The 10,946-nt window shown below is 69.2% G+C and carries 11 protein-coding genes and 1 pseudogene; 6 read left to right on the plus strand and 6 right to left on the minus strand.

Translation table 11 applies throughout. The features are described from left to right. Positions 1 to 9: 9 nt before the first annotated feature. Positions 10 to 243 carry a DUF2811 domain-containing protein gene (locus KBY67_RS07715; protein WP_255110451.1) on the minus strand — a complete coding sequence of 78 codons (234 nt, stop codon included), beginning with the start codon at positions 241 to 243 and terminating at the stop codon, positions 10 to 12. Positions 244 to 559: 316 nt separating this feature from the next. Continuing rightward, positions 560 to 1,702 carry a sirohydrochlorin chelatase gene (locus tag KBY67_RS07720; protein WP_255110431.1) on the minus strand — a complete coding sequence of 381 codons (1,143 nt, stop codon included), beginning with the start codon at positions 1,700 to 1,702 and terminating at the stop codon, positions 560 to 562. 153 nt (positions 1,703 to 1,855) lie between these two features. Here KBY67_RS07720 and KBY67_RS07725 point away from each other — a divergent pair, with 153 nt between their 5' ends. Then, a complete protein-coding gene (locus KBY67_RS07725) occupies positions 1,856 to 2,065 on the plus strand; it encodes a chlorophyll a/b-binding protein (protein WP_255110432.1) in 210 nt (69 codons plus the stop codon). Between the two features lie 45 nt (positions 2,066 to 2,110). Then, on the plus strand, positions 2,111 to 2,827 hold the full coding sequence (locus KBY67_RS07730; RefSeq protein ID WP_255110433.1) for a nitrilase-related carbon-nitrogen hydrolase: 717 nt from the start codon (positions 2,111 to 2,113) through the stop codon (positions 2,825 to 2,827). Between the two features lie 99 nt (positions 2,828 to 2,926). Here KBY67_RS07730 and KBY67_RS07735 read toward each other — a convergent pair whose 3' ends face one another. Further along, on the minus strand, positions 2,927 to 5,014 hold the full coding sequence (locus KBY67_RS07735; RefSeq protein WP_255110435.1) for an HDIG domain-containing metalloprotein: 2,088 nt from the start codon (positions 5,012 to 5,014) through the stop codon (positions 2,927 to 2,929). 82 nt (positions 5,015 to 5,096) lie between these two features. Here KBY67_RS07735 and folD point away from each other — a divergent pair, with 82 nt between their 5' ends. The 4 genes from folD to KBY67_RS07755 are packed head-to-tail and all read left to right on the plus strand — an operon-like array spanning position 5,097 to position 8,920. Beyond that, positions 5,097 to 5,999, plus strand: a complete 903-nt coding sequence (gene folD, locus KBY67_RS07740; RefSeq protein WP_255110436.1) for a bifunctional methylenetetrahydrofolate dehydrogenase/methenyltetrahydrofolate cyclohydrolase FolD — start codon at positions 5,097 to 5,099, stop codon at positions 5,997 to 5,999. Positions 6,000 to 6,051: 52 nt separating this feature from the next. Beyond that, positions 6,052 to 6,954 (plus strand): geranylgeranyl diphosphate synthase CrtE, encoded by a 903-nt coding sequence (crtE, locus tag KBY67_RS07745; protein WP_255110437.1) that lies wholly within the window; start codon positions 6,052 to 6,054, stop codon positions 6,952 to 6,954. Then, entirely contained in the window at positions 6,951 to 7,466 is a 516-nt protein-coding gene (locus KBY67_RS07750; protein WP_255110438.1) for a divergent PAP2 family protein, read from the plus strand. Before crtE ends, KBY67_RS07750 begins: the two co-directional genes overlap by 4 nt. Beyond that, a complete protein-coding gene (locus tag KBY67_RS07755; protein WP_255110439.1) occupies positions 7,448 to 8,920 on the plus strand; it encodes an AAA family ATPase in 1,473 nt (490 codons plus the stop codon). Before KBY67_RS07750 ends, KBY67_RS07755 begins: the two co-directional genes overlap by 19 nt. Here KBY67_RS07755 and KBY67_RS07760 read toward each other — a convergent pair. The 3 genes and pseudogenes from KBY67_RS07760 to KBY67_RS07770 all read right to left on the minus strand — a co-directional run. Then, complete coding sequence (locus tag KBY67_RS07760) at positions 8,917 to 9,603, minus strand: GAP family protein (protein ID WP_255110440.1); 687 nt, start codon at positions 9,601 to 9,603, stop codon at positions 8,917 to 8,919. The two genes, KBY67_RS07755 and KBY67_RS07760, sit on opposite strands and share 4 nt — an antisense overlap. Before the next feature lie 146 nt (positions 9,604 to 9,749). After that, positions 9,750 to 10,019 (minus strand): acylphosphatase, encoded by a 270-nt coding sequence (locus KBY67_RS07765; protein WP_255110441.1) that lies wholly within the window; start codon positions 10,017 to 10,019, stop codon positions 9,750 to 9,752. Further along, positions 10,001 to 10,946, minus strand: a pseudogene (locus KBY67_RS07770) (cobyrinate a,c-diamide synthase); the annotation flags it as partial. The pseudogene KBY67_RS07770 and the gene KBY67_RS07765, both read right to left, overlap by 19 nt.

The raw sequence follows: 10,946 nt of genomic DNA on the forward strand, positions 1-10,946 counted from the left end.
TTTTGTGCCCTAGTTGGAGCCGGCCTTCATGAACAGGCCATCGAGGTAGTGCTGGGTCACGCAGCGATCGTTGCAACCGTTCTGGAAGAGGAAGCCGGCCAGGGCGGAGGTGATCAGGCGGTATTGATCCCAGTGGGGGTGGCTGCGCATGAACTCATGCATGCCGTTGAAGAGGTCTTCGGGGATCTCCGCTTCCAGGCTGATGTCAGCGCTGCCCCGGGGCTCTTGGCCGTCGTGACGCATGGGCATGGATCCTCTGAATTGACCCCAGGAAGCCACGGCGAGGGGGGTGGCGTCAAAGCGGCCTGGTGGCGCCGAATTCACCTGGCCCAAGGCTGAGACAGCCAGCCCTTGAGCGCCCTGGAGCCCCAGGACGGAGACCTGGGGAGGGGGAGCAAAGGGCTGGCAGCGGACTGTCAAGTTGTGGGCCTGGGGAAGGGCGGAATCCCCAGGCCCAACGCCGTGGCGGCCCTTTCGAGCCTTCAACCTGTGGAAAAACCCCTCCTGGCCTGGGGAAAACCCCGTTGATCTGGGGAAATCGTTGATCCATCAGCAGGGCTTATGCCTGCCGTGTCTCCTGTGACTCGGCTGGGATCGAGACAGGTGAGCCAGCCGGGGCGAGGCTGCGCGGGCCGAGGGGATGGTCCGCCTGGGGGTAGGGCGCATGGGTGTGCGTGTGCTCCCCGGCCTGGCCATGCTCATGGGTGTGGCCGTGGCCATGGCCCACGGGAATCGGTACGCCATCGGGCTGGCAGGCGCCAGTGCACTCCCGCTCGCAGAGGGTGCAGCTCTCCACGAGCCCTTCCACGTGGTGGTGGTGGCTGCGCTGGGGAGCCCCCACCTCGCTCTCGAAGCCCAGCACCTGATCCCGGTATTTGCACAGGGAGCAGTTCATCTGCGTGTCCCCCCGGATCACCTCCTCCACTCGCTCGCGGAAGGTGTCAAGCACCAGGGGATGGTCCCCCAGGTAGCTGGCCGAGAGGAACTCAATCTCGGGATGGTCGTCGGCCACCCGCTGGCTGTGCTGCTGGATCCGGCTCACCAGCACCCCTGAGAAGAGGAAGTAGGGGAAGACGACGATGCGGCGGAAGCCCAGCTTGAGGGCGTGGCGCAGGCCCGGCTCCACCAGCGGGAAGGTGACCCCTGAATACAGGGTTTCCCCCCAGCCGAAGCCCATGCCTTCCACCAGCATCCGCGTCACCTTGCTGACGTTGGAGTTGGCATCGGGATCCGAGGAGCCTCGGCCCACCACCACCAGCAGCGTGTCGTGCAGAGAAACCGCGGGGCCGGCCTGCTCCAGGCAGGTGCTGATGCGGGCGGCAGCGGCCTGGATCATCTTGCGATCGACCCCCAGCTCCCGGCCGTAGTCGATGCGCAGGCCGGTTTCGGCCGCGTAGGTGTTGAGTACCGAGGGGATGTCGTTCTTGGCATGACCGGCGGCAAACAGCATTCCCGGCACCGCCAGCACGTGCTCCACCCCCTGGGAGCGCAGGTTGTCGAGGCCATCCCGCAGGATCGGGCGGGCGAATTCCAGGTAGCCGTAGTCGACGGGTACGCCCGGGAGGCGGCTGCGCAGCCCCTCGGCCAGCTGGGCGAACTCGCCCACAGCCAGGCGGTTGCGGCTGCCGTGGCCGCAGACCATGACGCCGAGTTTGCCGTGAGGGCCAAGGGCCGTGAGCGGTTGCACGAGAGAAGAAACCATGGGCCATCCTGCCTGGATCGACCCTATCGCTCTCCCCCGGGGCCCTCAGCTGCCCTCAGGTGCCCACAAGGGCAGCGGTGAATAAGCGGGGCAGACAAGTTGTCAACCTTGCGCAATTTACTGTTACATTGCTTCAAGTTTGCTTCATGAGTCATGACCACCAGCTCCGCCGCCGCCCAAGGCCAGTCCTGGTACGAGAACGCCGCGGCCGCCCAGATCCACGTGGAGCAGCTGCGCCGCGTTGAGCTCCTCAACGGTCGCGCCGCCATGCTCGGTTTCGTGATCGGCGTGCTCACCGAAGCCCTCACCGGCCAGGGAATCCTCCAGCAGATCGGCTTGGGTACCCTTTTTTCCCAGGGCTGAATCCAGTGTTCTGGCGGTCGAGCCGAGCCGTTGATGCCCCAGGTGATGGATCCGTCAGCACCCCTCAGCCATGCAGCATCCCTTGGCCGCCATTGGTTCAATCGATCCCCTCATCCGCAGTGTCCTCCGCAGCGCACCGCCGGCCTGGGGGCAGCGGGCACGCCTGAGCTGGTGATCAAGAACCTGGCGCGGCTTGAAGCCATCAGCGCCGTGGCTGCCAGTCATCAGGTGCAGCTGCTGGCCTTCCCCGAGCTCTCTCTCTGCGGCTATGCCCTCAGCCCCGATACGGCCTGGCGCCTGACAGAACCCCTGAACGGCCCCAGCCTCCAGCTAGTGGCGGGCCGTGAGTGCCTCTACGACGCCATCGGCCTGTTCGATTCGGGCGGCACCCTGCTGCGCAACTTCCGCAAGACCCACCTCTGGGGCCCTGACGAAGCACTGGTCAACTGCTATGAGGGCGAATTCCCCGAGCTCACCCGGCTGCTGGTGCTGGCCGGTGCCCGGCTGGTGCTGATCCCCACCGCCGCCAATGCCTGGATGCTGCTCTGCGATGGGCGCCGCACCGACCGCCCTTATCCAGATGTGTCGCGCACGTTGCTGCCGGCCCATGCCTTCTCCAGCCAGAGCTTCGCGGCCAAGGCCAATCGCTGCGGTGAGGAGAGCGTGGGGGAGCAGGTCTGGGGGCCTACCTGGGCAACAGCGTGGTGGCGGCCCCCGATGGCTCGCTGCTGCTGGAGGCCAGCGATGAGCTCACCCTGCTGATCTCCGACTGTCGGTCGGGGGACTACTGGCCCAGCCATCCCGAGGGCACCACCTATTTCCCCGACCGTCGAACCGACTCTATGGGCCCCTGGCCCAGCCTCAGGCGCTGTAGGCCTTACGCGCCGGGATCGGGTAGGGAATGCGGCGGTGTCGCATTCGCCGCCACACCCTGACGAAGGCGCGAATCACCAGCTCCAGCTCGCCGAGGCTGATGCCGCTGTCGCGCAGCTGGCCGTCGAGGCGCCGGGCATCGATCAGGCGCCGCACCATCGCCGCGGCCTCCTGCTCCGAAGTGCCCGGCGGCAGCGAACGCAGGGCCGCTTCGCAGCCATCGGCCAGCATCAGGATCGCTGTTTCGCGGCTCTGGGGGGTGGGGCCGCGGTAGCGAAAGGCGGACTCCGGGGTGGAGGGGTCGCGCTCACGAGCCTGGTGGAAGAAGTACCCCATCCTCAGGGTGCCCTGGTGCTCGGGAATGAAGTCTTCGAGGGGGCGGGGCAGGCGGTACTTGCGGGCCAGCTTGAGGCCCTCATCCACATGGGCCTGCAGAACCCTGGCGCTGCCGAAGGGATCATTGAGCTCATCGTGGGGATTGGGACCCTCGGACTGGTTCTCGATAAACCACTGGGGCGCATGCAGTTTGCCCACATCGTGATACAGCGAACCCGTACGGATCAGATCCACGTCGGCGCCGATCGCCCGGGCGCCCTCCTCCGCCAGACCACAGATCATCAGCGTGTGCTCGAAGGTGCCCGGTGCTTCAGTCGACAGCCGGCGCAGGAGCGGCAGCTCCAGATCGGCCATCTCCAGCAGACGGGCGCGGGTCAGCAACCCGAAGAAGCTCTCCACCAACGGTCCCAGCAGCAGACCTCCCATCAGCAGCCCCCCCATCAGCAGGGCCTCGGCGGCCAGCTCGGTGCCGCTCGGAGGTACCCGGGTGCGCCCATGCCAGAGGGCCACGCTCTGCAGCACAAGCCACTGCAGCACCAGGGCGCCGATCGGCAGCACGATCGCCAGCTGCACCAGCTGGGCCCGGCTGCGCTGGCGTCCAGCCAGCACCGCCGCCGCCGCCGCCACCAGGGCCGCCACCAGCAGCCGCACTTCGCTGAAATCATCCAGCGGCTGGGGCCAGAGCAGGCTGGCCACCGCCAGCCAGCCCAGGCCCGCAGGCGTTCCCAGGGCCTGGGCCAACAGCAACGTGGGGGGCACCAGCAACGCCAGCGGGCTGGCGGCGTTGCCCAGCCAGAGCTTGAGACCCTGCACCACTGCCAGCATCGCCAGCGCCAGCAGACCATGGCGGGGCTCCAGGCTGCAGCGCCAGCGCCGCAGGATCAGCACCATCACCACGCAGCCCGCCAGGGCTTCGAGGAAATAGCCCAGCCAGGCCCAGAGCAGGGGCCGGCGGTTCACCAGTCCGAAATAATCGAGCACGTCGTAGGCCTGGGGGCTGATCGGTTCCCCCTGGCGGGCGATCAGATCCCCCTGCTTGACGACGATGCGGGGAATGCCCTGCTGGTTGAGCAGCTCCTCGATCAGCTGCTGGCTCATCAGCGGATCAGTGCGCAGGTTGGTGCGGCCCTGCAGGTTCGTCGCCAGCAGGCGGCTCCCCAGGCCCAGTCCCGGTTCCTCCATCGATGCGAGCTGGAGGCGGGCGGCCTGCTCCAGCTGGCGCTTGGCCAGGTTGCCCACGATCCCCTGGCTGAGCATGCGCTGCTGGGCCTTGCGTAAGGCCAGCTTCCAGCCGTTGAGGTCTTTGGCGTCACGCCCCACCAGCCAGGCCTGCTCCAGGGGGCTGAGGTTGAGCGGTCCCACCCGGGACTGGTTACTGCGCGACACCAGATCCAGCTCCTTGAGCTGACGTTCCAGCCGTTCTTGCAGCATCTGGTTGGCCTCCAGATCCACCACCTGCACATGGGTGCGGGTGCCCAGCTGGGAGCGTCGCTGCTCCAGTGCCTCCGTGTTGACCACGGTGGCGTCCGCGGGAGCGCTGACGCTGATTGGGGCGGGGATGCCCGGCCGCAGGCTGGGCTCCACCAGCCAGGGCCAGCTGGAGATGACGGCCACCAGAACGCTGGCCAGCAGAATCGCCATCCAGTCGAGACGACCCCAGGAGCAGAGGGCCTGGCATGGGCGTTCCTGCCGCAGCAGCAGCCGCCAGATGTTCTTGAGGCGACCTCGTCGCAGCACCATTGTCGTCGCTTGAGCCCAAACGCTAGCTAGGGCGCCTGAGCACGCTCCCCTGCATGCTGGAGCCGACCGCGAGCATGAACTGATGGCCCTTCGCCTCGACGGCCGCCAACTGGCGGCGGAGCTGGAGAATCGCCTGCGCTCCGTGATCAGCCAGGGGCTGGGGAGGGCCGGCCGTCCCCCCGGCCTGGCGGTGCTGCGGGTGGGGGACGATTCCGCCAGCGGCGTCTATGTGGCCAACAAGGCCAAGGCTTGTGCCCGGGTGGGCCTCCACAGCCGCGTGCAACATTTCAGGGCCGACTCCGCACCGGCTGAGCTGCTGGCCGCGATCACGGCGCTCAACCGGGATCCAGCGGTGGATGGGATCCTGCTGCAACTGCCCCTGCCCACCGGGCTGGAGGAGGCTCCCCTGCTGGCGGCGATCGATCCTGCCAAGGACGCCGATGGCCTGCACACCCTCAACCTCGGCCGGCTGCTCAAGGGCGAGCCGGGGCCGCGCAGTTGCACGCCGGCCGGGGTGATGGCCCTGCTGGCCCGCCATGGCATCGAGGCCTCCGGCCGCCGGGCGGTGGTGGTGGGCCGCAGCATCCTGGTGGGCCAGCCGATGGCCCTGATGCTGCAGGCCGCCGATGCCACGGTGAGCGTGGCCCATTCCCGCACCCGCGAGCTGGCCGCCCTCACCCGCCAGGCGGAGATCCTGGTGGTGGCGGCCGGCCGGCCCCGCCTGCTGGGCGCCGAGCACGTGAGCCCCGCAGCGGTGGTGGTGGACGTGGGCATTCACCGCACGGCAGGCGGCCTCTGCGGTGATGTGCGCTTCGAGGAGGTGGAGCCCCTGGCCAGTGCCATCACGCCAGTACCCGGTGGCGTGGGGCCGATGACGGTGACGATGCTGCTGGTGAACACCGTCGTGAGCTGGTGGCAGCGAACCGAGGCCGAGGCTGGAGGCCAGGGTTCGCTCGATCATCCATTGGCGGATCTGCTGCCCTGAGCCACCGCCGGACCGATGGCCTGAGAGAATCCCCGCCAGCACGCTGGTACCCATGGCCGTGGCGGTGAGCACGGAATTTGATTTCGCCGCCTACCTGGAGTCGGCCCGGGGGCAGGTGGAGTTGGCCCTTGAGGCGTCCCTGGGTCCAGAGCGGCCGGAGTCACTGCGCGAGGCGATGCGTTATTCGCTGCTGGCGGGCGGGAAGCGCCTGCGCCCGATCCTCTGCCTGGCGGCCTGTGAGCTGGCCGGCGGCGAGGTGGCCCTGGCCCTGCCCACGGCGGTGGCTCTGGAGATGATCCACACGATGTCGTTGATCCACGACGATCTCCCCGCCATGGACAACGACGACCTGCGCCGCGGTCGCCCCACCAACCACAAGGTCTACGGCGATGCCCAGGCGATCCTGGCCGGTGATGCCCTGTTGACCAGGGCCTTCGAGATGGTGGCCCTGCGCAGCCCCGGCGTGCCGGCGGAGCGCCTGCTGCAGGTGGTGGGCGAACTGTCCCTCGCCGCCGGAGCTCCGGGGCTGGTGGGCGGTCAGGTGGTTGACCTGGAATCGGAGGGCAAGGACGTGGATCTCTCCACCCTCGAGTACATCCACCTGCACAAGACCGGCGCCCTGCTGCAGGCCTGCGTGCTCACGGGCGCCATGATCGCCGGCGCTCCTGAACCCCTGCTGCAGGGCCTGCGCACCTATTCCCGAGGCATCGGCCTGGCCTTTCAGATCATCGACGACATCCTCGATGTGACTGCCAGCAGCGAAGTGCTGGGCAAGACCGCCGGCAAGGATCTCACCGCCGACAAGACCACCTATCCAAAGCTGCTGGGTCTGGAGGTCTCGAGGCAGCGGGCCGACGCCCTGGTGGCGGGGGCCAAGGCCGCCCTCCAGCCCTGGCAGGCCAGCGCCCAGCCCCTGTTGGCCCTGGCCGACTACATCACCAGTCGCGACCGATGATCGGCAGCTCCCTCTCCGATGGCCCCCTGATTCAGTTGCTCGACAATGGTGTGCTGGCCTGGGCTCTGATCGCCTGCGGCCTGGCCCAGCTGGGCAAGCTGCTGGTGGAGCTGGTGAAGCATGGCCGCTGGCGCCCGGCGGTGCTGTTCGAAACCGGTGGCATGCCCTCCAGCCACTCCGCCCTCGTCACCGGGGCCTGCGCCGGCATCGGCTGGGAGCTGGGCTTTGGCGATCCCCTCTTCGCCTTCGCCTGCACCATCGCCTTCATCGTGATGTACGACGCCAGCGGAGTACGCCGGGCGGCGGGCCTGCAGGCCGCTCGCCTCAACGCCCTGCCCATATCCCTGTGGACTCCCGCGTCTTCGGATCGCCTCAAAGAAAGCCTCGGCCACACCCGTGCTGAGGTGCTGGCCGGCAGCCTGCTGGGCCCGGCCATTGCCCTCACAGGGCTGGCGCTGGCTGGCTCACCACTGCAGATCGCCCAGGGGTGGGGTTGGCTGCCCCTGGCCTGAATGACAGCGCCCCCGCTGGCCGCCAGGAGCTCACCCCCTGCCAGGGCCGCGCCGTGGAGGCCTTCAGCCAATGGCTGGCGCGGCCCGCCCGGGACGAACCCTTCGTGCTCAGCGGCTATGCCGGCACGGGCAAGACCTTCCTCTCGATGGTCTTTTTGGCCTCGGCCGAAGCCAGGGGCCTCTGCTGGACGGCGGTGGCGCCCACCCACAAGGCCGTCGGGGTGCTGCGGGACTATCTGGAGCTGGCAGGTCTGCGGCCCACCTGGCACCCCTCCACCCTGCATCGGCTGTTGCGGCTGAAGCTTCGCCGCCAGGGGGGGCGTGAGGTCTGCGAGGAGACCGACCAGACCGCCCTGGCCCTGGAGCACCTCGGGCTGGTGCTGATCGATGAGGCCTCGATGGTGGATGGCAGCCTGCTGCGCTTCAGCCTGCAGGGGGCCCACCCCTACGGCACCCGACTTGTGTTCGTGGGCGATCCCGCCCAGCTGCCACCGGTGGGGGAAGCCAGCAGTCCGGTGTTCGCGCTGCAGCGGGCCTGTGGCGTTGAGCTCACAGAGGTGGTGCGCCACCAGGGCCCGGTGCTGCGGCTGGCCACTGCTCTGCGCGAGGAGCAACTTCCTTGCCGTCTGCCGCCGGTGGGGCCCCAGCGACAGACGGCCCAGGGAGATGTGGCCGTGCTGGACCGCGACGCCTGGCTGGCGGCGGCCCAGGCGGCCCTGCGCCGGGCCGCCGCCAGCGACGACCCAGACCAGGCACGCATCCTCTGCTACACCAACCGATCCCTGGAGAGACTGGTGCCCCTGGCCCGCCGTGCCATCCACGGCGCCATGGCCGATCAACTGCCGGTGCTGCCCGGCGAGGTGCTGCTCAGCCGCATGGCGGTGATGGCGCCCGCCTGCCGCCAGGGGGCCGAGGGCGGCGAGGAGCCGGACATGGTGCTGGCCTCGAACCGGGAGCTGCTGGTGCGGGATGTGACCCCGGAGCGCTGCGATCTGGCCGAATTCGGCGTAGCGGAGGCGCCTGTGATCGACACCCAGCTGGTGGAGGTGGCCTTCGGCGAGACCCCCCTGAGCCTGCGGCTGCTGCCGCCGGTGGGCACCGCCGCGCGGCAGCAGCTGGAGGCGGTGCTGGCGTCATTGCGCAGCCAGGCCCGGGAGGCGGGCCAGGACAAGGGCCGCTCCCTTTGGCGCCGCTACTTCCTGGTGCGTGATGCCTTCGCGTCCCTGGGCCCGGCCGCGGTGCTCACCGTGCATCGCTCCCAGGGGAGCGGCTTCGGGGAGGTGTTCATCGCTGCCGATGTCTTCTGGCCTTCGGACCTGCGTCTGCGCCGTCAGCTGGTCTATGTGGCCGTGACCAGGGCGCGGCGCGGGGTGTGGCTGGCCGGTGGGCCCGGCGACGCGACGGACCGCCGCCGCTGGCAGGAGGCCCTGGCCGAGGAGCCAGCGGCCACCTAGGCCAGCTGCAGGCCCTCGATGCCCTGCCAGGCCAGGTAGGCGGCCAGGGCCAGACTGATGGTGCCCATCACCAGCTCGCCATTGGCGTAGAGGCTCTGCTTGCCCCGCTGCAGCAGCGGCAGCATCCGCTCGCGGCCCAGGGCCATCCCCAGCACGGGCAGCAGCAGCAGCAGGCTGGCCGCCAGGGTGAAGAAGCCGGCCAGCAGCACCTCCTGACCGCGGCCCAGGCCTGCAGCCAGCAGAGCCGACGTGCCCTTGGCCAACAGCACCAGGTCGTCGGGGCTGATCAGCTCGATCGCCACACTCAAGCCGATCAGCAGAGGCAGGGGCAGGGCGCAGAAGCGATCCAGCTGGCGAATCCAGCCGGCGGGTTCTTCGCCTCCGGCCTTGGTGGGCAGCAGATCCCTGATCCCCAGGGCCAGCAGAGCCCCGGCGCCAATGAGATCCAGGCCAGTGCGGTGGTCGCTGCCCTGCTCCATGCTCAGCAGCAGACCGTGGCCCAGGGTGAGCAGCAGGGTGATCATCGTGGCGATGGTCAGGATCCAGCTCAGCAGGAACAGCCCGCCCCGACGCAGGGGATCGGGCCCCAGCAGTAGCAGCAGCAGCAGGCCGATGTGGATCGGGCTGAGGCTGATACCGCTGCCATAGGCGAGCAGCTCAGCCCAGAGCGTGGCATCGGTCATGGGGCGGGGGCACTGCAGGAAACGTTCCAACGCAGGATGAAGGGTTGCTCCCGCTCCCGGACGAGCACGCTCAAGGGCCGGGCCTCCTGCACGCCCTCAGGCAGCAACGGCCGCCACACGGGGTCTGTCGCACGGTTGGTCGTGGTTCAGTGACGCACCTCAAACCAGTCTTGACCGACCAGCGGGATCACGCTCTCGTTGACGCTGCTCACCTGGGCGGCGACTGGGCCGGATTCACACCAGATCCTCAGCTGCTCCAGCCCCTGGCTGCAACCTTCCGCCTCCAGTTCCACCCGGCCGTCGGGGCGGTTCCGCACCCAGCCCCCCAGGCCGAGGGCCTGGGCCCGTTGACAGCAGGCCTGGCGGTAGCCCACCCCCTGAACCCGGCCACTGACGATTAGGCGCCAACGCTCCACGCAGGCGCTGCCCCCACGCTGTCCCCGGCGGCCACCGCCTGGGGCAAGGGAGTCGCCCGCGCGGCCGCTTCGCTCAGCCGCCGGCAGATCGCCGAACATCCAGCCCAGTGGAGATGAAGCCAGCTGGCGTGAAGCGTTGGTGTCGTCCATCCTTCCAGCCGCGGTGCCCAACCCCAGCCTTCAAGCTGCCACAGCCGCTCGCCGCCGTCCACAACGGCGTCGATCAGGTCCCAGTGATGAAACTCATGGCCGCCCAGCGGCTCCCCCCGGCGGGTCACCAGACCATCGCCCAGGGGGGTGGCCTGGCGGTAGCCCAGTTGCAGGGCGCCCCGCCGGGCGCTGAACGGCAGCAGGCCGGCCATGGCATGGGCTTCACCCTGGGGGTCCTCCAGCTGCTGGCCCAGCAGCAGCTGACCGCCGCACTCGGCATAGATGGGCAGGCCGGCGGCGGCGGCGCGCCTGAGCTCCCTCTGGCTGCGCTGGCTGGCGGCCAGTTCGGCGGCGTGCAGCTCCGGGTAGCCTCCCGGCAGGATCACCCCGCGGCAGCCCCGGGGCAGGGGCTGATCCGCCAGGGGCTGCCAGGGAACGGGGGTTACCCCCAGAGCCGTGAGCAGCTCCGTGGCTTCCGGGTATCGGAAGTGGAAGGCGGCGTCGCTGGCGATCGCCACCGGCAGCTCGCCGCAGCTGGCCTTCTCCAGGTCTGAGGGGGCTCCTGCAGAGCGCTCCAGGCACCAGCGGATGGGATCGTGGGCGCTGCCCGAGCTGATGCTCAGGGGTGGCGGCGGTGCCAGCAGGGGCAGCAGCCGCTCCAGGTCCAAGTGACGTTCCGCCAGGGTGGCCCACTCCCCGCTTCTGGCCTGGAAATCCTGCAGTTCATCGGGGGGTAGCAGCCCCAGGTGGCGGGAGGGGAGGCTCAGGTCGGGGTGG

It is taken from the genome of Synechococcus sp. RedBA-s, from assembly GCF_024345495.1.
GTDB lineage: Bacteria > Cyanobacteriota > Cyanobacteriia > PCC-6307 > Cyanobiaceae > Regnicoccus_A.

Excerpts from the sequence above, each read along its gene's own strand:
- KBY67_RS07715 (WP_255110451.1), bottom strand. The coding sequence starts at position 243 with ATGCGTCACGACGGCCAAGAGCCCCGGGGCAGCGCTGACATCAGCCTG.
- KBY67_RS07735 (WP_255110435.1), bottom strand. The coding sequence starts at position 5,014 with ATGGTGCTGCGACGAGGTCGCCTCAAGAACATCTGGCGGCTGCTGCTG.
- KBY67_RS07760 (WP_255110440.1), bottom strand. The coding sequence starts at position 9,603 with ATGACCGATGCCACGCTCTGGGCTGAGCTGCTCGCCTATGGCAGCGGT.
- folD (WP_255110436.1), top strand. The coding sequence starts at position 5,097 with ATGGCCCTTCGCCTCGACGGCCGCCAACTGGCGGCGGAGCTGGAGAAT.
- KBY67_RS07720 (WP_255110431.1), bottom strand. The coding sequence starts at position 1,702 with ATGGTTTCTTCTCTCGTGCAACCGCTCACGGCCCTTGGCCCTCACGGC.
- KBY67_RS07730 (WP_255110433.1), top strand. The coding sequence starts at position 2,111 with ATGGATCCGTCAGCACCCCTCAGCCATGCAGCATCCCTTGGCCGCCAT.
- KBY67_RS07750 (WP_255110438.1), top strand. The coding sequence starts at position 6,951 with ATGATCGGCAGCTCCCTCTCCGATGGCCCCCTGATTCAGTTGCTCGAC.
- KBY67_RS07725 (WP_255110432.1), top strand. The coding sequence starts at position 1,856 with ATGACCACCAGCTCCGCCGCCGCCCAAGGCCAGTCCTGGTACGAGAAC.
- crtE (WP_255110437.1), top strand. The coding sequence starts at position 6,052 with ATGGCCGTGGCGGTGAGCACGGAATTTGATTTCGCCGCCTACCTGGAG.